The organism is Arthrobacter sp. Cza30 (genome assembly GCF_059090765.1).
In genome coordinates this window covers 641,375-665,141 of the sequence record NZ_JBNHGA010000005.1, presented here as the reverse complement: position 1 = coordinate 665,141, position 23,767 = coordinate 641,375, and the positions used below count along the sequence as shown (strand labels likewise).

Here is a 23,767-nt window from a genome sequence, read left to right as displayed (position 1 = left end):
CAAGGAGAACCGCCACTATGGCTCGTCTCGCTGGCGTAGATATTCCCCGCGAAAAGCGGGTAATTATCGCCCTGACTTACATCTACGGCGTGGGTAAGACCCGTGCAGAGCAGGTTATCGCGGAGACCGGCATCAGCCCGGAAACCCGTGTCAAGGACCTCACCGACGCTGAGCTCGTGCAGCTGCGTGACTTCATCGAGGGCAACTACAAGGTAGAAGGCGACCTCCGCCGCGAAGTTGCAGCCGACATCCGCCGCAAGGTTGAGATCGGCAGCTACGAAGGCATCCGCCACCGCCGTGGCCTGCCCGTCCGCGGACAGCGCACCAAGACCAACGCTCGTACCCGCAAGGGCCCGAAGCGCACCGTCGCCGGTAAGAAGAAGACCCGCTGATTCCCAGCCGGTCAGATAGCTACCAACCAACTTTGTAGGAGAAGCAATGCCCCCCAAGACTCGTGGAGCGGTACGCAAGCCGCGTCGCAAGGACAAGAAGAACATCGCGCTGGGCCAGGCGCACATCAAGAGCACCTTCAACAACACCATCGTGTCCATCACGGACCCGTCCGGTGCCGTCATCTCGTGGGCCTCGGCCGGCGAGGTTGGCTTCAAGGGCTCCCGCAAGTCCACCCCGTTCGCCGCGCAGATGGCTGCCGAGTCGGCCGCCAAGCGTGCCCAGGAGCACGGCCTGAAGAAGGTCGACGTCTTCGTGAAGGGCCCGGGGTCGGGACGCGAGACCGCAATCCGTTCGCTGCAGGCCGCTGGCCTCGAGGTTGGCTCCATCCAGGACGTCACCCCCAGCGCGCACAACGGTTGCCGTCCGCCGAAGCGCCGCCGCGTCTAAACAGCCCAAGGATACTTTTGGCCGCCGCACAGATTCCTCCCACTTTTGCGGGAGAGTCTGTCGGCGGCCGAAAGTTCCACGCTGGAGGCTGCCCAGCCGCCCTTTTCCACCAATTCGTGCTGCGTCATATAGCGGATGCTCGCTGAAAGGAAATCTAAGTGCTCATTGCACAGCGCCCCACCCTTACTGAAGAAGTAGTGGCCGATAACCGCTCCCGGTTCGTCATCGAACCGCTGGAGCCGGGCTTTGGCTACACCCTCGGAAACTCCCTCCGCCGCACGCTGCTGTCCTCGATTCCGGGGGCTGCCGTCACCAGCATCCGCATCGACGGCGTGCTGCATGAGTTCACCACCGTGCCGGGTGTGAAGGAAGATGTCACCGAGATCATCCTGAACATCAAGAACCTGGCTGTCTCCTCCGAGCACGACGAGCCCGTGGTTGCCTACCTGCGCAAGCAGGGACCCGGCGTCGTCACCGCCGCGGACATCGCGCCGCCGGCCGGCGTGGAATTCCACAACCCGGACCTGCACATCGCCACGCTGAACGAGAAGGGCAAGTTCGAACTCGAACTGACCATCGAACGCGGCCGTGGCTACGTGTCGGCAGCCCAGAACAAGTCCGGCGACCAGGAGATCGGCCGCATCCCGGTCGACTCCATCTACTCGCCGGTGCTGAAGGTGACCTTCAAGGTTGAGGCAACCCGTGTTGAGCAGCGCACCGACTTCGACCGCCTGATTGTCGACGTCGAAACCAAGGCCTCCATTGCACCGCGCGACGCCGTCGCCTCTGCCGGAACCACCCTGGTTGAACTGTTCGGCCTGGCCCGCGAGTTGAACACCGCCGCCGAAGGCATCGAGATTGGCCCGAGCCCCACGGACGCCGCCCTGGCTGCCGACATGGCCCTGCCGATCGAGGACCTGGAACTGACCGTCCGTTCCTACAACTGCCTTAAGCGTGAGGGCATCCACACCGTGGGTGAACTCGTTGCCCGCTCCGAGGCCGACCTGATGGACATCCGCAACTTTGGTGCCAAGTCCATCGACGAGGTCAAGGCAAAGCTGGTGGAACTGGGTCTGTCGCTGAAGGATTCGCCTCCTGGGTTCGATCTGGCTGCCCGCGCCGCAGCCATCGACGAGGACGAAACCTTCGAGGACGAACTCTAAAACGCAAGAATTCTGCCGCCACGGCGCTCGGGAGCGCACAGCGGCACCATTGAGGAGAAAACATAATGCCTACCCCCGCTAAGGGTCCGCGCCTCGGAGGCGGTCCTGCCCACGAGCGCCTGATGCTCGCCAACCTGTCCGCCGCGCTCTTCGAGCACAAGCGGATCACCACCACGGTCACCAAGGCCAAGCGCCTGCGCCCGTTCGCCGAGCGCCTGATCACGTTCGCCAAGCGCGGCGACCTGGCCTCGCGCCGCCGCGTGCTGGCAGTGATCAGCAACAAGGGCATCGTGCACGAGCTGTTCACCGACATCGCGCCGGTGATGACCAACCGCGACGGCGGCTACACCCGCATCACCAAGATCGGCAACCGCAAGGGCGACAACGCCCCCATGGCTGTCATCGAACTGGTGATGGAGCCGGTGTCCCCAAAGCAGGCCGTCGTGAACGAGGCCGAGAAGGCCACGGCCAAGGCTGCCCCGGCTCCGGTCGAGGAAGAGACCGCTTCGGCCGAGTCCGCTGACTCGCCCGAGTCGGCGCAGTCCGGCGATTCCGCTGACTCTCCCGAGTCCGCAGAGTCCGCTCCGTCAGCCGAGTCCGCTGAGGAAGCTGCCGAAGAGAAGAAGTAGTTCTTCGCCTTCACGCGTGAGGCCCGCCGCCCCCCTTTCGGGGCGGCGGGCTTTTGCGTACCTCAAAGACTCACATCACGACGCCGGTGCCCGCCGCGGGGGAGCGGGTTCCGTTCCCCCGCGGGAGCCTGTTGCGGCCGGTTCTTTGGGACGCGGTTCAGTGTTGTGGCGGGGAGTCGGCCGGCGTGGCTGCGGCGTGCGCCGGGGCCGCCACGTCGACACCAGCGCGAAGGCCAGCAACAGCTCGGCGACGTCCCCGCCGTAGTACATCAGTTCGCCGGCAAGCCTCAGCTCGGCCGCCGGCGCGGGGACCTGGACGAACAGCCCCGCGTAGAGCAGCTGGGACAGGACCGCATGGCCGGCGATCGCGACGCCCAGCACCACCAGCCTCGCCGGCACGGAGGGCCTGCGCGGCGCCGGGTCCGGCCCGGCGACCACCCAGGCGAAGAGGCAGCCGGCGGCCAAAAAGTGCAGGTGGATGGCGTGGTGCAGCAGCGGGGTGTCCGCCGCCAGTGAGTAGAGCGGCGTGAAGTACAGGCCCGCCAGCCCGCCGAGGGTGAGGATCAGCGCAGTCACCGGGTTGGTCACCAGGTGGGCCGGCCGTGAGCGCAGCACCCTGCCGATCATTTTGCCGCAACGGCGCGGCAACGACCTCAGCAGCAGGGTCACCGGCGCACCGAGCACCAGCCCGATCGGCGCATACATGCCAATCAGCAGGTGCTGGACCATGTGGGCCGGCAGCCCGTCCGGCGGCAGCGGCATCAGCTGTGGCGCGAGGCCCAGCGCCAGCAACAGCGAGCCGGCGAGGAACGAAGCTGTCCGCCAGCGGCTCCAGCCGCGGTCTTCCCGGCCCCGCAGCCACGCCAACGCCAGGTAGACGACGGCCGCCGCTGCCACGAGCGCCGGCGGCAGCACGCCGTCGTACACTGCTGGCTGGTGGTTGTGGGCAGAGTGGGCGCCGATCACGCCGATTCCTTTCCCGGGGCCCTCAGGTCCACCACCCGCCCGGACCGTTGCAGCAGCCAGCCGCCGATCACCAGCAGCGCCCCGAACAGCAGAAAGAGGATGTCGGCCAGCATCTGGTACTCGCCGCCGATGACGTGGTGAATCGCGAGGAGGTGGTGGTCGATGATCCCCTCCACGAGATTGAAGAGTCCCCAGCCGAGGAGCATCCAGCCCCAGAGGGTCCGGGATGCCCAGACCCGCCCGCGCGAGGACGTCACCCGCGAGTACAACAGCCCCAGCCCGATCAGCACGGCCAGCCAGGTCACCGTATGGAACAGGCCGTCCCACAGCGTGTTCATCTGCAAGCCGTGGACGGTGTTCGCCGGGTACGAACCGACGTCGATGTTCGCGGTGTCCGCGCTCGTGAGCATGTGGTGCCACTGCAGGATCTGGTGCAGCAGGATCCCGTCCACGAAGCCGCCCAGCCCCACCCCGAGGACGATCCCGGGCAGGGCGATCCGGCGGTTGTGATCTGTGGTGGTCGCCGTTCCGGGGCTGGCTGCCATGGCTCCTCCGAACCTCGCGATCCCGCCCGGGGTGCGGGCCTCGTCCCAGCAACATAGACCGAATGCCCGCCCCCGTCGACAGTCCGCCGACGTCTGCGGTCGCCCGCTCGCAATCGGGACGGGGCGCCGGCTGCATCCGGGACCCGCGGGGGCTCCCGGTAGCATGGAATCCATGCCTCCGACTGTCTCACCCGTCCCCGACCGGGACGGCGCGCCCTTGCGTATCCGCCTGGATCTTGCGTACGACGGCGGACCCTTCAGCGGGTGGGCCGTGCAGCCCGGCCGGCTGACCGTGCAGGGCGCGCTCGAGGAAGCGCTGGCGGTCATGATCCGCCGGCCGATCCGATTGACGGTTGCCGGCCGCACCGATGCCGGGGTCCACGCCCGCGGTCAGGTGGTGCATTTCGACCTGGACCCGGGGGAGTGGCACGGTTTGGCCCGCGGCCGGGAGGTCGATCCCGCCGAAGCCCTGGTCCGGCGCTTGCGCGGCGTGCTGGCCAAGGTGCTCGGCGGCCGCGTCGGCGCCCCGGTGCCCTATCGGGACCTTGCCGGGGCCATCGAGGTGAAGCGCGCCGTCGTCGCCCCCGACGGATTCGACGCCCGGTTCTCGGCCCTCTGGCGCCGCTACAGCTACCGGATCGCGGACCGGGCCGAGACGTGGGATCCGCTGTCACGCAACACCACGCTGTGGCACAAGCACGCCGTCGACGTCGATCTCCTGAACCTCGCAGCCGCTAAACTCCTGGGCATCGGCGACTTCCTGGCCTTCTGCAAACCCAGGGAAGGCGCCACCACCATCCGGGAGTTGCAGAAGTTCGAATTCGCCCGCGGCGCCGACGGCGTGGTCACGGCCACGGTGCAAGCCGACGCGTTCTGCCACAACATGGTGCGTGCCCTGATCGGCGCATCGTTGATGGTGGGCAGCGGCGAGCAGGCGCCGGAGTGGCTGCGCGACCGGATGTTGGCGAAGGTACGGGACTCGAAGAGCAAGCTGGCTCCGCCGCATCCGTTGGTGCTGGAAGAGGTGCTCTATCCCGACGGCGGTCAGCTGCTGCGCCGGGCGGAGCTGACGCGGGCAAAACGCGCGGACCCGGACGAGGGGTGAGGGTGGTTGCTTCCGGCGGTTCCCCCATAAGCCGCCGGAAGCCATTAACCGGTGATTCCGGATCCCCCAGCAGGTCCCTTGGACCGTGGGCATAACTCTTGCACGGTAGCTGCCGTCAGCTCAAGAGTTTCAGACGTCTGACTTCTCCTGGCGTTACTGCAGTGTCACGCGATCGGCGGGTGCAGCTAGGCGGCCTGCGGCGTCAGTTCGGCACGAAGCGGCCAGTCCTGGCCTTCCAGAATGACTTGGGCGCTGACGCCGGTGTGCACGTTGACCACGATCGGGGCCATCAGGTTCACGGTGGTGCCCGATTCGCCGGGGTTGGCCACCACCAGCAACATGGCGTCCTCGGAGGCGTTGAGGTCCAGGGCGGCACGGTCGTCGTCGGAAATCACGGGGGTGTACTGGTTCAGGTAGGTCGCCGCGTCCAGGACGAAGAGGCGCTTGCCCGGTTCGGCCACGGGCTGCAGGGAGTACAGGCCGGCCGCTCCCGCGATCTCGTCGAGGGTGAAGTCGACCAGTGGTGCCAGTCCCGGGGGAGGGGCCACGAAGGTCAGCGCGGCGCTCATCGCAGGAAGTCCATCAGCGTTGGCTGCAGCACCCGAGCCGTGACCTGCAGGGCGGCCTGATAGGCCACCTCCTGCATCTTCAGGTCCAGGATTACCTTTCCGATGTCCGGATCCTCGATCCCGGAGCGGCGGGCTTCAAGCGAAACAGCTTCGTCCAAGTTCGTCTCCTGCGCTTTCAGGATCTGGGCGTGACGGGTGCCGACCTCGGCGCGTGCGTTGATCACTGTGTTGAGGCGGGCGTCGATGTCGTTCAAGTCTTCGCTGACGCTGCCAGCGCCGTTGAGCTTTGCGATCATCGTATCCAGCAGGGCGAAGACCGATGGGCCCTTGCCCGTGGAATCATCGCCGAAGACCGCAGCAGCGCTGGCATCGACGCGTACCGTCTGGTGTTCCCCGGGTCCGATGCGGCGCTTCACGCCGGTGGCGCTCGGTTCGGTTACGGTGTACGGCGCGGTTGGGGGGTCTTCATATACGTTTGGCTTGTCGGAGTTCCCCGCAAACACGTTGCGTCCCAGGTACTGCGTCCGAGTCGCAGCCAAAAGGCTTTCCTTGATGCTTGCAAGCTCCAAGGCGACGGCCTCGCGTGCCGTTTGCGAGATGGAACCATTGGAAGCCTGGATCGTCAGGTCGCGGGCCTTGTTGAGCAAGTCGGTGACTGTGCCCAGCGCGGAGTCGGCGGTGGTGAGCCAACCATTGGCGTCGTCGATGTTGTGCTTGTATTGCGCGTTGGCGCGCATATCCGCACGAGTGCGCATGGAATCGGCGGTGCCCGTCGGATTGTCCGAGGGGCGGGCAATCAGCGACTCTCCGGCGGCCAGCTCCTGCAGCTTGGCTATACGCGCCATATTGTCCTGCAGGTTTCGCTGGGCGAAGCTGCTCATCGTTTGGTTGGTGACTCGTGAAATCATGGCTACCTCCCGACCAATCCGGTGCGGTTGATCAACGTATCGAGCATTTCATCAATCGCCGTCATGACCCGGGCTGCGCCCTGGTAGGCGTGCTGGTATGTCAGCAGGTTGACGTTCTCTTCGTCCATGTCCACCGACGCGTTGGACAGCTGCAAGGTCTTGGCGGACTGGGACGCAATATCTGCGAGGTTGGACTGCTGCAGCTCCGTCTTCGCGGCTACACCGATGGTCGTGACAATGTTCTCCCAAACGCGATCCGGAGATTTGGAGCCGATGCCGAGCTGGGCCATCTTGTCGGCATTCGAACCGTCGAGGCTGCCGTCCAAGACGGTGGAGCCGGTCGCCAGCTGTGCGACGCCGGTAACGGACACAGAAATTCCTAGCGCGGCAGGCACGCCATCGCCGGATGGCGGAAAGCCAAAGAAATCGCTTCCGGCTGTGCCACCGCGCGTGACGCCGGTCGTGTGGACGTCGTTCACAACTCGCGCCAGCTTGGTGGCGAAGTCGTTGTAGTCCTTGGCTGCGCTCCGCAGCGGACCGCCATCGGTGCCACTCAACATGGACAGTGCGCCCGCGATTTCGCCACCGTCGAGAACCACCGGCATGCCGTTCCGACTCGGACTCGCCCACTCAAGGCGCACACCTTTGGTGCCCGCAATGTCCGTATCCGAATCCGCTGTGACGGCGATTCTTTGGGCGCTGGAACCAGTGACAATCGCATTCCCGCCGATCAGCACATCCACCTGCCCGTCGCTGCCGTGGCGAACTGTGGCTCCGGTAAGGGCAGCCAGCCGTTCGGTCAACAGGTTGCGGTGGTCCATCAGCTCGTTCGCGGAGCCTCCGTTGGCAACAGCAAAACGAATCTTCTCGTTGAGATTGGCTACCTGGGACGCAGCGCCGTTGACCTCCGCGGTCATCGTGTCCACATCGGAGCGCAGGCGGGAGAACTGCTCGCGGACTTCCTGGTAACCGCGCTTGACCATGTTGGCCAGGATGTTCGCCTCTTCCAGCACCACCGCGCCGGCAGCGCCGTCATCCGGCCGGTTCGACAGGGCCTGCCAGGAGGCCCAAAACTCCTGAAGCTGCGTCGAGATGCCGTATTGGCCCGGCTCGCGCAAGGACGCTTCCAGGCCGGACATCGTATTGGCGCGCAGTGCAGAATACCCGGCGACACCGGCCGAGAACCGGACGCGCGTATCCAGGTGCATGTCACCCAGTCGCGCAATCGCGTCCACCGAAACGCCCTGGCCGATCCGCACTCCGCCGGTCAGCAGCCCGGTGCGGTCGAGGGCGCCGATGGACGACGTACTGACCCGCTGGCGGGTGTAGCCCTCGGTATTGGCGTTGGCGATGTTCTGGCCCACCACGTTCAACCCTTGGCGGGCGGCCACCAGACCGGTGTACGCGGTGTTCAGGCCGCTGAAGGTACTCACTGCGAAAACCTCAGATCGTTGTGTCGAACAGCTGGGAGCGGTTGCCCGAAAGCCCTGCCGTCCCCTGTGCGTCGTAGGTCCCGGCATCGGGATTGAAATTGGCCAGCGTTTCCTGGGTGGAACGGGCAGCCGCACGCAGGAACTTCTCGTTCACGTCGCGCAGTTCGCGGATCTGCAGGGTCAGCTGGGTCAGCGCCTGCAGATGCCCCGTGAAGATCTCGCCCCATGGCCCCACCGGAGCCTGCTCGGTCAGCTCCCGCAGCGTGGCGCCTTCCGGCGTACCCCACTCCCGGGCCAGTGCGGCCACCTCCACCGTGCGGGCCAGGCCGGCGTCGCGCAGCCGCTCCAACACCTGTTCCACCTCCCGGGTGGCGTGCTGCAGCCACCGGGACTTGCCGGCAGTCAGGAGCAGCTGCTCCTCCTCGAGTTTGAAGACCAGCAGTTCAAGAAGTTCGCGTTCGTGCCACAGCATGGCGGACAGTTCATGGGCTCCCATGTCAGGCACCTCCCCTGGTTGATTCTGCGGACACAACCCCCGCGGGTCCGCGTCAAAAAGCCGCACTAAATGAACAAAAAGTAACGGCATGGCTACATTCCTATCTATCGGCAGCACCACCCCCTTGCGTTAGGAGCATTTGATGGTAGGTTTCACCAAGAAATGAATCGTTCTTCCGGAGCCGCACCCTTCGGTAGCAGGGATGGTTCGTCCACGTATTTCTGGGCACGGAGGGGGACAAGTCAGTGAATCGTGCTGACCGTAATGCACTGGTGGTTGAAAACCTCCCGCTCGTCGGATACCTGGTCTCCGAAGTGTGTGCCAAAGCCACCCACCTCTCCCGCGACGACCTCGCCTCTGCCGGCTCGGTGGCGCTCATCACCGCCGCCGATGCCTTCAACCCGGATCTCGGCGTCCCCTTCGGCGCCTTTGCCCGCCGTCGCATCATCGGCGCCTTTGCTGACGAGATGCGGGCCATCGACTGGGCTCCCCGCTCCGTTCGCAAGCGGATCAAACAAACGCTGTCCGTCCGCGAAACCCTGACCGCCGAACTCGGGCGCTACCCGAGCGTTGACGAACTGGCTGCCGCCCTCGGGGTGGACCGCGAGACCGCGGAAGCCGCCATGGACGATGCCTCCCGCACCGTCTCCGCCCTGGATGACACCACGGCCGAATTCCTGGTCTCCGAGACGGCGTCGCCCGAAGGCTCGCTCCTCACCGAGGAGCGGCTCGCCTTCCTGAAGGCCGCCGTGCACCACCTTCCCGCGAAGATGCGCTACATCGTGGAGCAAATCTACTTCGAGGACCGCACCGTCAAGGAAATCGCCGAAGAGCTCGGCGCTACCCACTCGGCCGTCTCCCAGCAGCGCTCCGAGGCCATCCGCCTCCTCCGGGACGGCCTGCACACCCATTATTCCGACGACGACGGCGCCAGCCATGTGCCCGAGTCGCGGATCGCTCCCTCCCGTCGGAAGGCGTACCTGACTGCGCTGGCCGATCAGACCATCGGCGGGATTACACGCTTCGCCGCCACGCAGCCACGGGCCGCGGTTTCTTAGCCTGCTCGCGTCAGCGGGCCAGGACGGCCCCACCGCGAAAAAATTCTTTTGCACTTCTCCTAACGGTTCTTCGTTTTCCTCCGATAGCTACAAGTGCCAGCCCATGGACGGGCCGGTGAATTTGTACCATCTCATGGAGGAGTTTCATCATGGCTTTCGCCATTAACACCAACGTTGCGGCCCTGAACTCGTACCGCAACCTGTCCAACACCCAGAACGACATCTCCAAGTCCCTGGAGAAGCTCTCCACCGGCCTGCGCATCAACCGCGCTGCCGATGACGCAGCTGGCCTGTCCATCTCCGAGGGTCTGCGTTCGCAGATCAACGGCTACAACGTTGCCGCCCGCAACGCCCAGGATGGTATCTCGGTCATTCAGACGGCTGAAGGGGCACTCACCGAAGTCCACTCCATCCTGCAGCGCATGCGTGATCTTGCTGTTCAGGCGAGCAACGACTCCAATATTGGAGACGCGAGAACCGCAATTGCAGCCGAAGTCACTGAGCTTACGTCAGAACTGACCCGTATTTCGGAATCGACAAACTTCAACGGCATCCAGCTCCTCGACGGGTCTGTTGCAGAACTCAACTTCCAGGTTGGTGCCGACGGGGTAGATAGTGGCAGCTCGATTAAGGTGTCTCTTGCTGCTGCGGACGTCACCGCAGTGGTCGGTAGCCTCACTCTTGATTTTACCGATCATGGCACCTCCCAGGACGCCATTGACACCCTCGACGCCGCCATTGAGACCGTTTCTGGCGCTCGCTCGGGTCTGGGTGCTTCTCAGAACCGTCTCGAGCATGCGATCAAGAGCATCAACATCGCTGCCGAGAACCTGTCCGCATCAGAGTCTCGGATCCGCGACACCGACATGGCTCTGGAGATGGCGAACTTCACCAAGAGCCAGATCATGTCCCAGGCTGGTACTGCCATGCTGGCACAGGCCAACCAGATCAACCAGGGTGTGCTGCAGCTCCTCGGCTAAATCCGGGTAGCTAACGGCTGAATGCGGCCCGGCAGCGAGGCGAACGAATTGGACCTCACACTCTTCGCTGCCGGGCGTCAGCATTCGCTCTAGTAATCAGACTCTTCAGGAGGGACTGGCGTGGCCTTTTCGATAGGTGGTTTGGTCAGCGGATTGGATACCGCGACCATGATTAACCAGCTGATGCAGTTGGAAGCGCGTCCACAATCCCTCTTGAAAAACAAGGTCTTCAGCACGCAAACGCTGGTCAGTGCGCTACAAGCGCTCAACACACGCATCGCCGATCTGGGAAAAGTCGCCACTGAGACCGCAAAGCCTACGTCTCTGGACATCTTTGCGGGGACAAGCAGTTCTGACGAGATCTCAGTCACTACTACGGGTGGCGCATCGTCCGGCAGTATCGACCTGGATGTCGTCCGACTTGCAAAGGCACAGGTTTCGGTTTCGTCGCTGCTCAGCGACTGGCCGGAAAGCGCCACCATGCTCACCATCGCGCTTAAAGATGGCCAAGTCAAAGACGAGATCGATACCCGTGGGATGACTCTCGATCAGGTCGTCACAGCGGTCAATAAATCCGGCGCCGGCATCACTGCAACCAAAGTGTCGGTGAGCTCCGACCCCGCAAATCCACAGTTCCGTCTGCAGTTCGTTGCGAACGAGACCGGGAAAGCCGGAGGGTTTACCGTGACGCTCGCGGGCGATCCGTCGTTTTCTGCGCCGGACGTCCAAATGGCGCAAGATGCCCAGGTGTCGATTTGGGGCGGGCTACAGACAATCTCTTCGTCCACCAATACCTTCACCGATCTTCTTCCCGGCGTGAGTGTCACCATTGGTGCTGACGCAGTTCCAGGGGAGACAAAGTCAACCATCACAGTCACTCGCGACGACGAAGCCGTGACCGCAAAAGCTAAGGCCTTGGTCGACGGGTTGACAGACCTCTTCTCGTTCATCTCCAAGAACTCATCGGTTAACGTTTCCACGTCCACTGGGTCAACGACGACCAAGGGCGGGATCTTTACCGGCGACAGCAGCGTCCGCGATATTCAGCAGCGCATGATGACCGCTGCCATCAGCCCCATAGAGGGGCGGTCGCCGTCGGAAATTGGCATCAGCGTCACCAAGGACGGCTCGATTGAGTTTGATACCGAGAAGTTCAGCAAGGCGATGACGGAAGACTCCCTGTGGGTCGAGAAGGTCGTCCAGACCATCGCCGGTCGCGTGGCCACTGCCGCGACGGATGCCTCGGACAAGTACGACGGTGCCATCACGAAGCGAATCCAAGGCCAGGAATCGCTAGTACGCAGTCTCAACGACCAGGTAAGCAGTTGGGACACCCGGCTCGCATCGCGGCGCTCCACGCTGGAGCGTACCTGGGCCCAACTTGAAGTAACGCTGAACGGCCTGCAGTCGCAGGGGGACTGGCTCAACTCGCAGCTGGCCACTCTGCCCTCATGGGGGAGCATGAAGAAATGACACTGACATACGGGCCGGGCTTCGGCGCCCAGGCCAAGCGGAACCAGTTCCAGCGTGACGCGATCATGTCCGCCACACCGGCCCGGCTGCTGACCATGCTGTATGACCGGCTGCTCTTGGACCTGAACCGGGCGGAGGCCGCGCAGCAGAACCAGCACTGGTCGGTGGCGTCCGAGAACCTGATCCATGCGCAGGCCATCGTGTCCGAGCTGATGTCCTCGCTGAAGACTGACGTGTGGGACGGGGGCGAGGGCCTGAAAGCGCTCTACACCTACACGCTGACCGCGATGATGAACGCGAACATCCACCGCGACGCGGCCCGGACGCGCGAATGCATTGAACTGCTGGAGCCGCTGCGCGAGGCCTGGCACGAGGCCGCCGGGCAGCTTCCGGCACAGCCATCCCGTGGCGTCGGCCTCGGCGGCGAACTTGGCATTGCCTGACATGCCGGAGGGCGACGTTTCCGCGGTGGAGCGCTGGACAGCCGTGCTGGACGAACTCGAACTGGCTCTCGCCGAGGCGGCCGGAACCGGTGGCCAAGGCAGCGGACGCACCGAAACGGCCGAGCCCGCGGGCCACGCCAGCGGACTCACCGGGACGGCCGAGACCGGGAGCCAGGGCAGCAGCGCGCCCGCCGAGGTTGCCGGACCCGGGGACAAGACCGTTGAAGCGGCGGTGAGCAGCCCGCGCACCGCCGTCGCGCGGTGGAAGGCCCCGCAGGGGCTGGGGCCGATCCCGGACGAGCTGGTGGAGCGGGCGACAGCACTCGCGGCCGCGCAGCAGGAAGTGATCCGTGAATTGCGCGCCGAGATGCGGCAAAACCGGCAGGAGTCGGCGCTCTTGGATGCCGTCCCTACCCCCGGAACTTCGGGTCGTTCCGTCTATCTCGACGTAAACGGTTAACCAATCTCAAGATTTACCTAACGACTCCCGTCTCCGTGCCGATAACTGGTTAGTGAGCACGGATCGCTCACAGAACAGGCCATGGATCGGCCGCCCACATGCCAGTAGTAAGACGGGTCTTTGCTGTGTTCGAATCTGTGACGGGGGCTGCCATGCAGAGCGCCCTGGACGGCCTCGCCATGCGTCAGCGTGCCATCGCCAACAACATCGCGAACGTGAATACCCCCGGCTACCACGCGCAGCGCGTCCAGTTCGAGGAAGCACTCGCCACATCGGTGGCCCGCGGGAACGGCAGCGCCAGCGCCACGATGGAACGCTCGCTGGAGCCCACCCGGCTGGACGGCAGCAACGTCAACCTGGACACCGAGACGCTCTCCAACATCGAAACAGTGCTGCGCTACCAGTTTGCAGCCCGTGCCGCCGAGAGCCCTTTCAGCGGCGTCCGCACGGCGATGAGGACCAACTAATGACTTTCGACGCCATTGGAATCGCCGGCACCGGCCTGACCGTCCACCGCAAGTGGCTGGACGCCGTCTCCGACAACCTCGCCAACGCGAACAACGCCACCAGCACCGACGGCGCGGCCTTCCAAGCGCGCTACGTGATCGCTCAGGAAGGCCAGGGCGTCTCCGGCGTGTACGTGGCCGGCGCGGAATTCGGCGAGGCCGAGGGCCGCATGGTCCACGAGCCCGACCACCCGCTGGCGGATGAGGACGGCTACGTCCGCTACCCGGACATCGACCTGTCCCAGCAGATGGGCAACCTCATCCTGGCCCAGCGCGGCTACCAGGCCAACGCGGCCGTGGTGGACCGGGCGAAGACGACCTACGAGGCCGCCCTCCAGATTGGACGCAACTGATGCCGCTCTCTTCCATTCCGCCGATCCAGGGCGTCGCAGGCACCGGCTACCTGCCGGCCGCCGAAGCCCCGCAGGCCACCAACGGCGTCGGCTTTGCCACCTCCCTGACCGGTGCCATCGACAACCTGCAGCAGCTGCAGTCCGCCTCCAATGAACTGGCCATCCAGGCCGTTACGGGCGACCTGAACGACATCCACAACGCGACCCTGGCCTCCACCCGCGCCGCCGTGACGCTGGAACTCGTGGCAGCCGTCCGGAACAAGGGCGTTGACGCCTTCAACGAGATCATGAGGATGCAGGCCTGATGCCCGGAAAGGTCTCCTCCTGGTTCTCGCGGCTGGGTAAAACCATCAGCGAGTTCACCGTTGCCCAGCGCACCATCGCGATCATCGGTATTGCCGTCGTCGTGCTCGGCGTTGCCGCCCTGACGACGTGGGCATCCAAGCCCTCCTATACCCCGCTGTTCTCCGGGTTGGCCGCGGCCGACGCCAACATCATCGTGGAGCAGTTGCGCACCGACGGCGTGCCGTACGAGCTGACCAACGGCGGCGGGACCATCCTGGTGCCGGAAGACAAGGTCTACGACCAGCGGCTCAAGGCAGCCGCGGCCGGCCTGCCGAGCTCGTCCACCGGCGGCTACTCGCTGCTCGACGACATGGGCGTGACGTCCTCCGAGTTCCAGCAGTCGGTCACCTATAAGCGGGCCTTGGAAGGCGAACTGGCCAACACCATTCAAGCGCTCGACGGCGTCGAGACCGCTTCCGTACGGCTGGCCATCCCGGAGGAGACGGTCTTCGTCTCCGAGAAGGGCGAGGCCACCGCGTCCGTGTTCGTGGACACCCAAAAGACCACCCTGTCCGCCGACAAGGTCCAGGCCATCGTCCACCTGACCTCCGCCTCGATCGACGGCATGAAGCCGGAAAACGTCGCCGTCATCGACGCCGCCGGCACCGTGCTCTCCGCCGTGGGCGTGGGCGCCACCGGCTCCGCGGACAAGCAGGCCTCCGACTACGAGGAGCGCGTGCGCGCCTCGGTGCAGAGCATGCTGGACCGCGTGGTCGGTCCGGGCAATTCCTCCGTGGTGGTTGCCGCGGACATGAACTACGAGTCCGCCGAGCGTGTGGAAGAGACCTTCACGACGCCGGACGGCGCGCCGGCCCTGAACGAGTCCGCGCAGACCGAAGAGTACGAGGGAACCGGCGGGGGAGCGGCCGGCGTGCTGGGCCCGGACAACATCGCCGTACCGGGCAACGCCGGCGGCGACGGGACCTTCACCTCCGAGTCCGAGACCAAGAACAACGCGCTGAACAAGGTGACCGAGACCCGCGCCATCCCGGCCGGGGCGATCAACCGCCAGACCGTGTCCGTGGCCTTGGACGCCGACGCCGCCGGGGCCCTGAACGTGGCCAACATCGAGGACCTGGTGACCACTGCCGCCGGCATCAACGCCGACCGCGGGGACGAGGTCACGGTCGAACTCGTGCCGTTCAACACCGCCGGCGCACAGGAGGCCGCCGAGGCGCTGGCCGCCGCGCAGGCCGCCGAGGAAGCCGCGCGCCAGGCCGAGCTGATCCGCACCGCCATCATCACCGCCGGCATCATCCTGCTGGTGATCATCGCCCTGCTGGTCTACGCCCGCTGGTCCCGCAGGCAGAACCGCGAGCCGGTGGACCTGGGCGAGCTGCAGGACTTCCAGCCCGAGATCGAGGCACCGCAGGACCTGCAGCTTCCCGCGAAGCCCATCATCGTCCCGGAACCGATCCCCGTGGTCACCGGCCCGAACACCACCGCGCTGGAGCTCGCCGGCCCGCCGGAGCTGTCCGACGAACAGAAGGACATGAACCGCAAGCGGGCGGAAATCGACGCCCTGGCCGCCCAGGAACCGGACAAGACCGCCGACTTCCTGCGCTCCCTGATGGATGACAAGCAGAACGCATGAGCGAGTTACTGACCACGTTGACCGGCACCCAGAAGGTGGCCGTGGTGCTGATGCAGATGGAACAGGCCCGGGCCGCCGAGGTCATGAAGCGCTTCAGCGAGGCCGAGGCCGAGCTGATCACGGCCGAGCTCGTGAGCATGGGCCGGGTGGATCCCGAGACCGCCGAGGAGGCGTTCAAGGAATTCCACGACATGACCGTCAAGGGCCGGCGCCGGCCCCGCGGCGGCAGGGAGTTCGCCGCCGGGCTGCTGGCCGCCTCCTTCGGCGCGGAGAAGGCCGCCGGCGTGCTCGACCGGCTGGCCACCTCCATGGCCGGGAAACCCTTCGAGTTCCTGGATGACGCCGACCCCACCCAGCTGATCACGCTGCTGAACGGCGAGATCCCGCAGACCATCGCGCTGGTGCTCGCGCACGTGCGCCCGGAGCTCGCGTCCACGGTGATCGCCGGGCTGGAGGATTCGGTGCGGCCGGAGGTCGCCCAGTGCATCGCCACCATGGGCACCGCCACCCCCGAAGCCGTGTCGATCGTGGCGGACACGCTCAAGGTGCGGGCCGGCGCCGTCGTGCCGCGCCAACAGGTGGAGGTGGTGGGCGGCGTCGGGCCGCTGGTGGACATCATCAACCGCGCCGACGTCGCCACAGAACGCGCGCTCCTGGAAGCCCTGGAGGAACGCGATCCGGAGCTGGCGGAGGAAGTCCGCTCCCGGATGCTCACCTTCGAAGACATCACCAAGCTCGAACCGCGCGACGTGCAGCAGGTGCTGCGCGGCATCGAGATCGCGGTGCTCGCGGTGGCCATGAAGGGCGCCAGCGAACCGGTCACCGAGCTGATCCGCAAGAACGTCTCCGAACGCAACCGCGACATCCTCGACGACGAGATCAAGGCCACCGGCCCGCTGCGCATGTCGCAGATCGAAGAGGCCCGCGCGGACATCGTCCGCTCGATCCGCGAGCTCGAGGCCAGCGGCATCATCACCGTCCAGCGCGCGGCGGAGGAGGACGAGTATGTCTACTGACGCCGCGTTCTCCAGGATGAGCTTCCCGGAGCTGAACACCGGGACCGGGGCCTTCGCCAAGCTGCGCTACACGGAACTGCGCAGCGACGACTCGCAGGAACAGGCGCTCGAACAGGCCAGGGTCCGCGGCCACGCCGCCGGCTACACCGCCGGCATGCGCGAAGGCGCCGAACTGATGCGCGCACGCCAGCTCGCGATGGAGCAGGACCACGCCGCCGCGATGGCTGACGCCCGCGCCCGCCTGCAGCACGCAGTGGCCGCGCTCGGTGCGGCCGCCCGTGCGCTGGAGGAACGGACCGCGCCGGTACTTGCCGCCGCGCAAAACACCCTGGCCGCCGCGGCCATGGAACTGGCCGAAGCCATCCTGGGCCATGAATTGTCCGACGGCGCGGCCTCCGCCCGTTCGGCCCTCACCCGGGCACTGGCAGGGGTGGATGCCTCCCGCGTGCAGACCGTCCGGATGAATCCGACGGACCTGACCATGCTGGCGCCGGAGACGCGGCAGCAGGCCGGGGTGAGCTTCAGCCCCGATTCGTCGCTCGCGCCGGGGGACGCCGTCACCGAGTTCGCCGACGGCTTCCTGGACGCGCGGATCGGCACGGCGCTCGCCCGCGCCAAGGCCGCGTTGCTGGAGGCCCGGCAGTGACCGCGGTCGCCTGGCGCCCCCGCGCCGACCGGTTCGCCGACGCGCTGGCCGCGGCCCGGCCCCCGCGCTACGGGATGGTGTCCTCGGTGGTGGGCCTCGGCGTCGAAATCATTGGGCTGGATTGCGCCATCGGCGACCTCGTGCTTATCGGCGACGGCCAGGGCGTGGAGGCAGAGGTCGTGGCCACCGGCCGGGACAGCATCCGCTGCATGCCGCTGGGCCGGCTCACCGGGATCAATACCGGCACCCCGGCCAAGGCCAAGGGCGCGCCGGTGCTGGTGCCCACCGGCAACGGGCTGTTTGGCCGGGTGCTGGACGGGATGGGACGGCCGATCGACGGCAAGGGTCCGCTGGTCTTCGACTCGCTGGTCCCCCTGGACAACGACACCCCGTCGGCCATGCACCGCGCGCGGATCGAGACGCCGCTGCAGCTGGGCGTGCGCGTGCTGGACACGCTCACCACCGTGGGCAAGGGCCAGCGCATGGGCCTGTTCGCCGGCTCCGGGGTGGGCAAGTCCTCGCTGCTGTCCATGATCGCCCGCGGCACCGACGCCGAGGTCTCCGTGATCGCGCTGGTCGGGGAGCGCGGGCGTGAAGTCCGCGAGTTCCTCGAAGACGACCTCGGCGAGGCCGGCCTGGCCCGGTCCATCGTGGTGGTCTCCACCTCGGACGAGCCGGCGCTGATGCGGCTGCGCGCCGCCTTCACCGCCACCCGGATTGCCGAATCGTTCCGCGACCGCGGGGCGGACGTGGTGCTGATGATGGACTCGCTGACCCGCGTGGCCATGGCCCAGCGCGAGATCGGCCTCTCCGTCGGTGAGCCGCCCGCCACCCGCGGGTATCCGCCGTCGACCTTCTCCCTGCTGGCCCGGCTGCTGGAACGCGCCGGCACCGCCGAAACCGGTTCGGTGACGGGGATGTACACGGTGCTGGTGGACGGCGACGACCACAACGAACCCATCGCCGACTCGGCCCGCTCCATCCTGGACGGGCACGTGGTGCTGGACCGCAAGCTCGCCGTCTCCGGGCACTACCCGTCGGTGGACCCGCTCGGCTCGATCTCCCGCGTCGCGTCCAAGGTCAACAACCCGGAGAACTCCCGCGCCGCCGGCGCCCTGCGCAAGGTGCTGGCGGCCCGCAAGGCCGCGCAGGACCTGCTGGACGTGGGCGCCTACCAGCCCGGTTCCAACCCGCTGGTGGACGCGGCCGTCCAGCACGAAGACGACATCAACCTGTTCCTGCAGCAGCGGATGGATGACCAGACGCCGGCCGCGCAGTCGTGGGAGCAGTTGCACCGCCTGGCCCGCACCCTTGGAGGTATGTAGAGATGGCACGATCCTTCCCCCTGGCCGGGCTGCTGCGGCTGCGCCAGCTTCAGCAGGACCAGGCCGCCGGCAACCTCGCCGCCGCGAACCACCGCGCCCGCGAGTCCGGCGCCCGGGTGGTCGCTGCCCGCGACGAGTTGGGCGAGATCATGAGCGAAGTCTCCGATGCGGCCACGCTGCACGCGGTGGCGGCGGCCCGCTCGGCCTCGCGCAGCATGCTGGCCGACCTGGAAAATCTGGACCTGGCCCGGCGGAACGAGGCGCAGCAGGCCCAGCAGGAGTTCCTCGCCGTGCGCAAGCAGTCCGTGGGCCTGGAGAAGCTCGAGACGAGGCACCTCGCGGCCGAGGCGTTCGAAGAGCTGCGGCGCGAGCAGCTGGTGCTGGACGAGCTGTCCACCGGCGCCCGGGGCGGCGACGGACGATGAGCATGACCGATACCCTCGGGCGGATCCAGCAGATCCAGTCCACGCTGACCCAGCTCGCCCAGCCCGTCCCCGCCGCGGAGGCCGCGGCGAGGGCAACCGCGGCCGGCAGCACCGGCGGCGCCACGGCAAGCGCGTTCGCCGACGCGCTGACGGCAGCAGCCCAGGCCGCCGGCGCCGGCGCCGCTTCCGGGACAGGCGCCGCAAGCGGAACCGGTGCCGCGACCGGTAACGCCGCCGAGCTGATCAAGGCCACCGAGAAGTACGTGGGCCTGCCCTACGTCTGGGGCGGCAACGACGCGTCCGTCGGCCTCGACTGCTCGTCCTTCGTGCAGCACGCCTTCCGCGACATCGGCATCGACCTGCCGCGCGTCACGTGGGACCAGATGAAGGAAGGCACGCCGGTGGCATCCATGGCCGACGCCAGGCCCGGCGACCTGCTCTTCAGTTTCGACGGCGGCCACGTCTCCATCTACCTCGGCAACGGCAAGGCCATCGACGCCCCGCAGCCCGGCGACACGATTAAGGTCCGGGACGCCTGGGAGAACGACTCCAACCTCACCACCATCCGCCGCATCCTGCCCGAGGAATCCTCGGTCCAGGCCGCGGGCGCCGGTTCCGGCGTCGCTCCCGGCGCGGCGCTGACCGCGGACCAGCAGACCGCGCTGACCGACCTGATCGCCGCCGCGCAGCTGTCCACGTCCACCGGGCTGACCTCCATGCTCACCGGACAGAACGGCACGTCCGGCGCGATCACCGCCATGCTCAACGGCCAGACCGGCAACACCGGACTGGCCTCGATGCTCAACGGCGGCCAGGGCTCCGGCGGCGCCGGACTGACCGACCTGCTGGCCACCGCCCAGGCGGCCATGGCGAGGGGACGAACCGCATGAGCCTGCCCATAAACTCCCTGCCCATCGCCCCGGCGTCCTCCGCCCGTTCCGGCGGGCCCGCTGCCGCGCGCTCCTCTTCTCCCGGCTTCGACGCCGCCATGCAGGATGCGCTGCGGCACGGTTCCACTGCTTCGGCCAAGCGCAACAAGCACGACGGCGGTGCCTCCGCCGGGGGCGGCGCGGCTGCCGCGGGTGCCGCCGGGGCGGCCGGTGCGGCCGGAACTGCCCAGACCGAAACCGGTCGCGGTGCAGCATCGCAGCCAGGCGCCGGCACCACAGGCTCTGTCACAGGACCGCCGCCCCGCGGCACTGCGGCGACTGATCCGGCGGCCGCAGTCGCTGGTCTCGAAGGTTCTCCGGCGCCCTGGCCGCTCCTGGCCGGGCAGGGCCTCACCGCCGGCGATCCGACCAGCGCAGGCACTCCGATCAGCGAAGAGGGCGGCGACGCGGCTCAGCCCGCGGGGCCAGCCGATGCTGCCGCCGGAAGTGAGTCGTCGGCAGGTGCGGACACTTCAGCTGGCCTCGGTGCAACGGGTGCAACCGGTGCATTTAGCGGTACCGGCGGCTGGCCCGCCTCTGTCGACGGCACCGCAGGCGGCGCCGGAGCATCCGTTGGGGTCAGCCCGGTTGGCCCGGTTGGTTCCCATGCAGGAGCGGCCGCAACCCTGGCCGGTGCCCCGTCCGCAGCTAGCCCTGCTAACGGCGAGAGCGTCGCCGGGCAAGGCGCAGGAAGTCCGGCCGCCACCGTGGCAGGGGCTGCCGCCACCGACCCCAGTGCACCCCGACCGGCTGCCGGAGCAGGGACTGCCGCCGCGGCCGCTGCCGCCGGCGCCGGCGTGGTGCCGGCGGCCGGGACAGACGACGCTGCGCAGAACCAGCCGGCCGGCCCGGTTGGGCCGGCGGTTCCCACCCAGCCCGCAGCCCAGGCGACCATTCCCACGCAGCCGACCACCGGCGTCGTGCTTCCCGGACAACCCGTGCCGGGCACTCCTTCCGGCGGGGCAGCGACTGGTGCGGCCGTCACAGCAGCGGCCGCCACAACCGCGGCCAGCGCCGTGCGCGGCGAGACCGAACAGCTGCAGCAGGGCATTCAGGTGCCGGTCGCCGCACAGCCGGTCCCGGTGTCCCAGCCGGCCGCCGCCCCCGCCCCCGCCGCTGCTCCCGTCCCCCCGAACCAGCAGCTGCCGTTCACCGCGCAGGTGGCCCGCCCGCTCTTCACCCTCGCGCAGGCCAAGCCCGGCGAGCATGTGATGACCATCAGCGTCACCCCTGACAACCTGGGCCCGGTTACCGTCCGGGCCCACGTGACGGGGGAGGGCGTCCGTGTGGAGCTCTTCGCGCCGAATGACGCGGGCCGCGACGCCTTGCGCGCCGTCATGGCCGACCTGAAGCGCGATCTTGCGGCCACAGGCCTGAACGCGAACCTGGACCTGTCCAACCAGAACCGCCCGAATGATGCGCGCCCCGGCATGCAGTTCGGCCCCGACGGCCGGCCCTCCGGCGGCCCCCAGGGGCAGGAAGACCGCCCCGGCGCGGCCACCGGAACCGCCGCCGACGCGGCCCCGGACACCACCGACCCATCCGCCCTGAGACGTCCCTACGGGATATCGACCAGCCTCGACGTGCTGGCCTGAGACAAGGAGAACCATGCCCACCGACTCAGTCGCGCCCGTCGGCACAGTCGCCCCGACGTACACCGCCCCGCCGGTCCGAGCACCGAAACAGACCATGGACGGCGAGATGTTCATGCACCTGCTGGTCACCCAGCTGCAGAACCAGGATCCCAGCTCGCCGATGGACACCAACCAGATGATCTCCCAGTCCACACAGCTGGCCATGATGGAAAGCATCGCCACCATGACCACCACCAGCGAGGAGAACTTCTCCCTGCAGATGCGTGGCGTAGCCGCGGCGCTGGTGGGCCGCGAGGTCAGCTATTACGGTGCGGACGGTTCGCTCGTCACGGGAACCGCCACCTCGGTGTCCTATGCCGGGCCGGTCCCGCAGGTGACCGTGGACGGCCGGGAGATCCCGCTGGATCTGGTCGCCGGGATCACCGCCGCCGGCGCGCCGGGGGAGTCGGGTCTGGGTGAAACCACCAACGACGCCGGTGCCGGTTCGGGTGCCAACGACGCCGGTGCTGCCTCGGGTGCCAGCGGCACCGATATGCCGAGCGCCAGCGCCGCGGCCGGCGCCGCCGGTACCACCGGGGGTGCCGCCGCCTGAGATGTTCCCCGCTAAGCCGGCTTGTGCCGCCACCAAATTTTCCCAATCACTGAATTACTCGTCCGTTCCACGATCCGAAAGGCGCTGATCATGCTCCGCTCGCTCTACTCCGGAATCTCCGGACTCCGCTCCCACCAAACCATGCTTGATGTCACAGGCAACAACATCGCCAACGTCAACACCACCGGTTTCAAGGCCTCCTCCGTCCAGTTCCAGGACACCCTGTCCCAGATGACCCAGGGCGCAGGCGGCCCGCAGGCTCAGGCCGGCGGCACCAACCCCGCACAGGTGGGCCTCGGCGTGCAGGTGGCCGGCATCTCCACCAACTTCACCCAGGGCTCCTCGCAGGCCACGGGCAAGGCCACCGACATGATGATCTCGGGCGACGGCTTCTTCGTCACGACCAAGGGCGGCGAACAGCTTTACACCCGCGCCGGCGCCTTTGAACTCGATTCCACCGGACGACTGGTTTCCCCTGACGGCGCCATCCTGCAGGGCTGGATGGCTACGAACGGCCAGATTCCGGTCGGGGGTCCCATCGGCCCTATCGATCTGTCTCCCGAAGCCATCTCGGAAGCAAAGCCGACCACAGCTGCTCAAGTCACAGGCAACCTGCCTGCTGATGCAGCGACCGGTGCCCGCCTTGTCCGTGATGTAGAGACGTACTTGGCTGATGGAAGCAAATCGACCTTGTCTCTGGCTTTCCAGCGAACCGTAGCAGGCTGGGATGTCAGCCAAATTGATTCGAATGGAAACGAAACTCTGGCTGGTTCGTTGGCTTTCAGCAACGGCAAAATGACCGCCCCCGCCCCGACGGCGCCGCCGGCAGCCCCCGTATCCATGACCGTGGGCGGGATAGACGTGGACGTCAATGCGCTGACTGGCTACGCCGGCATGACCACTGTCGGTTTCGAGAGCCAGGACGGCCGCGCAGCCGGTTCACTCGAATCCTTCACCATGGCGAATGACGGAACCCTCATGGGTTCCTTCAGCAACGGTCAGCAGGCCGTCGTAGGCCGCATCGCTCTGGCGAACTTCACCAACCCGGGCGGCCTTGAAAAGGCCGGTTCGTCGTCATACCGGGCAACTGCCAACTCTGGCCAGGTCGAACTTGGAACTGCCGGAACGGGCGGCCTTGGCACGCTGGCCGGCGGCTCGCTGGAAATGTCGAACGTGGACCTGTCTCAGGAATTCACTAACCTGATCGTCGCGCAGAGGGGCTTCCAGGCCAACGCCCGCATCATCACCACCTCCGACGAGGTGCTGCAGGAACTCACCAACCTGAAGCGCTAAACCGAAGGCTCATCAACCACCACCGAAGTGTAGCTGCCCGACCGTTCGCGGGCAGCTGCAGCGGCCGCCTGCACCGTTCG

The 23,767-nt window shown here is 66.9% G+C and carries 28 protein-coding genes; 22 read left to right on the top strand and 6 right to left on the bottom strand.

The features are described from left to right. The first annotated feature begins 17 nt into the window (after positions 1 to 17). The 4 genes from rpsM (at position 18) to rplQ (ending at position 2,632) form a co-directional block, all read left to right on the top strand. Entirely contained in the window at positions 18 to 392 is a 375-nt protein-coding gene (gene rpsM / locus AC5RVZ_RS20325) for a 30S ribosomal protein S13 (RefSeq protein ID WP_493979201.1), read from the top strand. A gap of 46 nt (positions 393 to 438) precedes the next feature. Next, positions 439 to 840 carry a 30S ribosomal protein S11 gene (rpsK, locus tag AC5RVZ_RS20320; RefSeq protein WP_429594060.1) on the top strand — a complete coding sequence of 134 codons (402 nt, stop codon included), beginning with the start codon at positions 439 to 441 and terminating at the stop codon, positions 838 to 840. 158 nt (positions 841 to 998) lie between these two features. Continuing rightward, positions 999 to 2,003 (top strand): DNA-directed RNA polymerase subunit alpha, encoded by a 1,005-nt coding sequence (locus AC5RVZ_RS20315; protein WP_493979200.1) that lies wholly within the window; start codon positions 999 to 1,001, stop codon positions 2,001 to 2,003. A gap of 65 nt (positions 2,004 to 2,068) precedes the next feature. Beyond that, positions 2,069 to 2,632 (top strand): 50S ribosomal protein L17, encoded by a 564-nt coding sequence (rplQ, locus tag AC5RVZ_RS20310; protein ID WP_494022499.1) that lies wholly within the window; start codon positions 2,069 to 2,071, stop codon positions 2,630 to 2,632. A 75-nt stretch (positions 2,633 to 2,707) separates the two neighbouring features. Here rplQ and AC5RVZ_RS20305 read toward each other — a convergent pair whose 3' ends face one another. Continuing rightward, positions 2,708 to 3,598, bottom strand: a complete 891-nt coding sequence (locus AC5RVZ_RS20305) for a cytochrome c oxidase assembly protein (protein ID WP_494067512.1) — start codon at positions 3,596 to 3,598, stop codon at positions 2,708 to 2,710. After that, the gene (locus AC5RVZ_RS20300) at positions 3,595 to 4,143 is read right to left on the bottom strand and encodes a DUF2243 domain-containing protein (protein WP_494067511.1); all 549 of its coding nucleotides are present in this window, start codon (positions 4,141 to 4,143) and stop codon (positions 3,595 to 3,597) included. The genes AC5RVZ_RS20305 and AC5RVZ_RS20300 overlap by 4 nt, the downstream gene beginning before the upstream one ends. A gap of 172 nt (positions 4,144 to 4,315) precedes the next feature. Between AC5RVZ_RS20300 and AC5RVZ_RS20295 the strand changes: the two genes are divergently transcribed. Continuing rightward, positions 4,316 to 5,248 (top strand): tRNA pseudouridine synthase A, encoded by a 933-nt coding sequence (locus tag AC5RVZ_RS20295; RefSeq protein WP_494067510.1) that lies wholly within the window; start codon positions 4,316 to 4,318, stop codon positions 5,246 to 5,248. Positions 5,249 to 5,433: 185 nt separating this feature from the next. On the opposite strand, the gene AC5RVZ_RS20290 is transcribed toward AC5RVZ_RS20295, so the two are convergent. The 4 genes from AC5RVZ_RS20290 to AC5RVZ_RS20275 are packed head-to-tail and all read right to left on the bottom strand — an operon-like array spanning position 5,434 to position 8,654. After that, positions 5,434 to 5,817 (bottom strand): flagellar assembly protein FliW, encoded by a 384-nt coding sequence (locus AC5RVZ_RS20290; protein WP_494067509.1) that lies wholly within the window; start codon positions 5,815 to 5,817, stop codon positions 5,434 to 5,436. Next, the gene (locus AC5RVZ_RS20285; RefSeq protein ID WP_494067508.1) at positions 5,814 to 6,698 is read right to left on the bottom strand and encodes a flagellin N-terminal helical domain-containing protein; all 885 of its coding nucleotides are present in this window, start codon (positions 6,696 to 6,698) and stop codon (positions 5,814 to 5,816) included. The genes AC5RVZ_RS20290 and AC5RVZ_RS20285 overlap by 4 nt, the downstream gene beginning before the upstream one ends. A 29-nt stretch (positions 6,699 to 6,727) precedes the next feature. Beyond that, a complete protein-coding gene (flgK, locus tag AC5RVZ_RS20280; RefSeq protein WP_494067507.1) occupies positions 6,728 to 8,158 on the bottom strand; it encodes a flagellar hook-associated protein FlgK in 1,431 nt (476 codons plus the stop codon). A gap of 10 nt (positions 8,159 to 8,168) precedes the next feature. After that, complete coding sequence (locus tag AC5RVZ_RS20275; RefSeq protein WP_494067506.1) at positions 8,169 to 8,654, bottom strand: flagellar protein FlgN; 486 nt, start codon at positions 8,652 to 8,654, stop codon at positions 8,169 to 8,171. Between the two features lie 245 nt (positions 8,655 to 8,899). Here AC5RVZ_RS20275 and AC5RVZ_RS20270 point away from each other — a divergent pair, with 245 nt between their 5' ends. From AC5RVZ_RS20270 to AC5RVZ_RS20190, 17 genes are all read left to right on the top strand, one after another. Next, positions 8,900 to 9,712, top strand: a complete 813-nt coding sequence (locus tag AC5RVZ_RS20270; protein ID WP_493979254.1) for a sigma-70 family RNA polymerase sigma factor — start codon at positions 8,900 to 8,902, stop codon at positions 9,710 to 9,712. A 149-nt stretch (positions 9,713 to 9,861) separates the two neighbouring features. Continuing rightward, positions 9,862 to 10,692, top strand: a complete 831-nt coding sequence (locus AC5RVZ_RS20265; RefSeq protein ID WP_494067505.1) for a flagellin N-terminal helical domain-containing protein — start codon at positions 9,862 to 9,864, stop codon at positions 10,690 to 10,692. A 120-nt stretch (positions 10,693 to 10,812) separates the two neighbouring features. Further along, positions 10,813 to 12,165 carry a flagellar filament capping protein FliD gene (fliD, locus tag AC5RVZ_RS20260; RefSeq protein WP_494067504.1) on the top strand — a complete coding sequence of 451 codons (1,353 nt, stop codon included), beginning with the start codon at positions 10,813 to 10,815 and terminating at the stop codon, positions 12,163 to 12,165. Next, positions 12,162 to 12,608, top strand: coding sequence for a flagellar export chaperone FliS (fliS, locus tag AC5RVZ_RS20255; protein WP_493979190.1), 447 nt, complete (start codon positions 12,162 to 12,164; stop codon positions 12,606 to 12,608). The genes fliD and fliS overlap by 4 nt, the downstream gene beginning before the upstream one ends. Next, positions 12,595 to 13,068, top strand: a complete 474-nt coding sequence (locus AC5RVZ_RS20250; RefSeq protein WP_494067503.1) for a hypothetical protein — start codon at positions 12,595 to 12,597, stop codon at positions 13,066 to 13,068. The genes fliS and AC5RVZ_RS20250 overlap by 14 nt, the downstream gene beginning before the upstream one ends. A 125-nt stretch (positions 13,069 to 13,193) precedes the next feature. Next, positions 13,194 to 13,535, top strand: coding sequence for a flagellar basal body rod protein FlgB (locus AC5RVZ_RS20245; RefSeq protein WP_494067502.1), 342 nt, complete (start codon positions 13,194 to 13,196; stop codon positions 13,533 to 13,535). Next, entirely contained in the window at positions 13,535 to 13,927 is a 393-nt protein-coding gene (locus AC5RVZ_RS20240; RefSeq protein WP_493979188.1) for a flagellar basal body rod protein FlgC, read from the top strand. Before AC5RVZ_RS20245 ends, AC5RVZ_RS20240 begins: the two co-directional genes overlap by 1 nt. After that, positions 13,927 to 14,232: a flagellar hook-basal body complex protein FliE gene (gene fliE, locus AC5RVZ_RS20235; RefSeq protein ID WP_494067501.1), complete on the top strand. Its 306-nt coding sequence runs from the start codon at positions 13,927 to 13,929 to the stop codon at positions 14,230 to 14,232. Before AC5RVZ_RS20240 ends, fliE begins: the two co-directional genes overlap by 1 nt. Continuing rightward, positions 14,232 to 15,866: a flagellar basal-body MS-ring/collar protein FliF gene (fliF, locus tag AC5RVZ_RS20230; protein ID WP_494067500.1), complete on the top strand. Its 1,635-nt coding sequence runs from the start codon at positions 14,232 to 14,234 to the stop codon at positions 15,864 to 15,866. Before fliE ends, fliF begins: the two co-directional genes overlap by 1 nt. Further along, positions 15,863 to 16,882, top strand: coding sequence for a flagellar motor switch protein FliG (gene fliG / locus AC5RVZ_RS20225; RefSeq protein WP_493979185.1), 1,020 nt, complete (start codon positions 15,863 to 15,865; stop codon positions 16,880 to 16,882). Before fliF ends, fliG begins: the two co-directional genes overlap by 4 nt. Beyond that, positions 16,872 to 17,528, top strand: coding sequence for a FliH/SctL family protein (locus AC5RVZ_RS20220; RefSeq protein ID WP_494067499.1), 657 nt, complete (start codon positions 16,872 to 16,874; stop codon positions 17,526 to 17,528). The genes fliG and AC5RVZ_RS20220 overlap by 11 nt, the downstream gene beginning before the upstream one ends. After that, positions 17,525 to 18,853, top strand: a complete 1,329-nt coding sequence (locus AC5RVZ_RS20215; RefSeq protein WP_494067498.1) for a FliI/YscN family ATPase — start codon at positions 17,525 to 17,527, stop codon at positions 18,851 to 18,853. The genes AC5RVZ_RS20220 and AC5RVZ_RS20215 overlap by 4 nt, the downstream gene beginning before the upstream one ends. 2 nt (positions 18,854 to 18,855) lie before the next feature. Beyond that, positions 18,856 to 19,278 (top strand): flagellar FliJ family protein, encoded by a 423-nt coding sequence (locus AC5RVZ_RS20210; protein WP_494067497.1) that lies wholly within the window; start codon positions 18,856 to 18,858, stop codon positions 19,276 to 19,278. Between the two features lie 2 nt (positions 19,279 to 19,280). Then, complete coding sequence (locus tag AC5RVZ_RS20205; protein ID WP_494067496.1) at positions 19,281 to 20,168, top strand: C40 family peptidase; 888 nt, start codon at positions 19,281 to 19,283, stop codon at positions 20,166 to 20,168. A gap of 746 nt (positions 20,169 to 20,914) precedes the next feature. Beyond that, positions 20,915 to 21,802: a flagellar hook-length control protein FliK gene (locus AC5RVZ_RS20200; protein ID WP_494067495.1), complete on the top strand. Its 888-nt coding sequence runs from the start codon at positions 20,915 to 20,917 to the stop codon at positions 21,800 to 21,802. 13 nt (positions 21,803 to 21,815) lie between these two features. Beyond that, positions 21,816 to 22,394: a flagellar hook assembly protein FlgD gene (locus tag AC5RVZ_RS20195; RefSeq protein ID WP_494067494.1), complete on the top strand. Its 579-nt coding sequence runs from the start codon at positions 21,816 to 21,818 to the stop codon at positions 22,392 to 22,394. A 90-nt stretch (positions 22,395 to 22,484) separates the two neighbouring features. After that, a complete protein-coding gene (locus tag AC5RVZ_RS20190) occupies positions 22,485 to 23,687 on the top strand; it encodes a flagellar hook protein FlgE (RefSeq protein WP_494067493.1) in 1,203 nt (400 codons plus the stop codon). Positions 23,688 to 23,767: the final 80 nt, after the last annotated feature.

Bases quoted from the DNA above. Each gene is read 5' to 3' on its own strand.
- rpsM (WP_493979201.1), top strand. From the start codon at position 18: ATGGCTCGTCTCGCTGGCGTAGATATTCCCCGCGAAAAGCGGGTAATT.
- rpsK (WP_429594060.1), top strand. From the start codon at position 439: ATGCCCCCCAAGACTCGTGGAGCGGTACGCAAGCCGCGTCGCAAGGAC.
- rplQ (WP_494022499.1), top strand. From the start codon at position 2,069: ATGCCTACCCCCGCTAAGGGTCCGCGCCTCGGAGGCGGTCCTGCCCAC.
- AC5RVZ_RS20300 (WP_494067511.1), bottom strand. From the start codon at position 4,143: ATGGCAGCCAGCCCCGGAACGGCGACCACCACAGATCACAACCGCCGG.
- AC5RVZ_RS20295 (WP_494067510.1), top strand. From the start codon at position 4,316: ATGCCTCCGACTGTCTCACCCGTCCCCGACCGGGACGGCGCGCCCTTG.
- AC5RVZ_RS20290 (WP_494067509.1), bottom strand. From the start codon at position 5,817: ATGAGCGCCGCGCTGACCTTCGTGGCCCCTCCCCCGGGACTGGCACCA.
- AC5RVZ_RS20285 (WP_494067508.1), bottom strand. From the start codon at position 6,698: ATGAGCAGCTTCGCCCAGCGAAACCTGCAGGACAATATGGCGCGTATA.
- AC5RVZ_RS20275 (WP_494067506.1), bottom strand. From the start codon at position 8,654: ATGGGAGCCCATGAACTGTCCGCCATGCTGTGGCACGAACGCGAACTT.
- AC5RVZ_RS20265 (WP_494067505.1), top strand. From the start codon at position 9,862: ATGGCTTTCGCCATTAACACCAACGTTGCGGCCCTGAACTCGTACCGC.
- fliS (WP_493979190.1), top strand. From the start codon at position 12,162: ATGACACTGACATACGGGCCGGGCTTCGGCGCCCAGGCCAAGCGGAAC.
- AC5RVZ_RS20240 (WP_493979188.1), top strand. From the start codon at position 13,535: ATGACTTTCGACGCCATTGGAATCGCCGGCACCGGCCTGACCGTCCAC.
- fliE (WP_494067501.1), top strand. From the start codon at position 13,927: ATGCCGCTCTCTTCCATTCCGCCGATCCAGGGCGTCGCAGGCACCGGC.
- fliF (WP_494067500.1), top strand. From the start codon at position 14,232: ATGCCCGGAAAGGTCTCCTCCTGGTTCTCGCGGCTGGGTAAAACCATC.
- fliG (WP_493979185.1), top strand. From the start codon at position 15,863: ATGAGCGAGTTACTGACCACGTTGACCGGCACCCAGAAGGTGGCCGTG.
- AC5RVZ_RS20220 (WP_494067499.1), top strand. From the start codon at position 16,872: ATGTCTACTGACGCCGCGTTCTCCAGGATGAGCTTCCCGGAGCTGAAC.
- AC5RVZ_RS20210 (WP_494067497.1), top strand. From the start codon at position 18,856: ATGGCACGATCCTTCCCCCTGGCCGGGCTGCTGCGGCTGCGCCAGCTT.
- AC5RVZ_RS20205 (WP_494067496.1), top strand. From the start codon at position 19,281: ATGACCGATACCCTCGGGCGGATCCAGCAGATCCAGTCCACGCTGACC.
- AC5RVZ_RS20195 (WP_494067494.1), top strand. From the start codon at position 21,816: ATGCCCACCGACTCAGTCGCGCCCGTCGGCACAGTCGCCCCGACGTAC.
- AC5RVZ_RS20190 (WP_494067493.1), top strand. From the start codon at position 22,485: ATGCTCCGCTCGCTCTACTCCGGAATCTCCGGACTCCGCTCCCACCAA.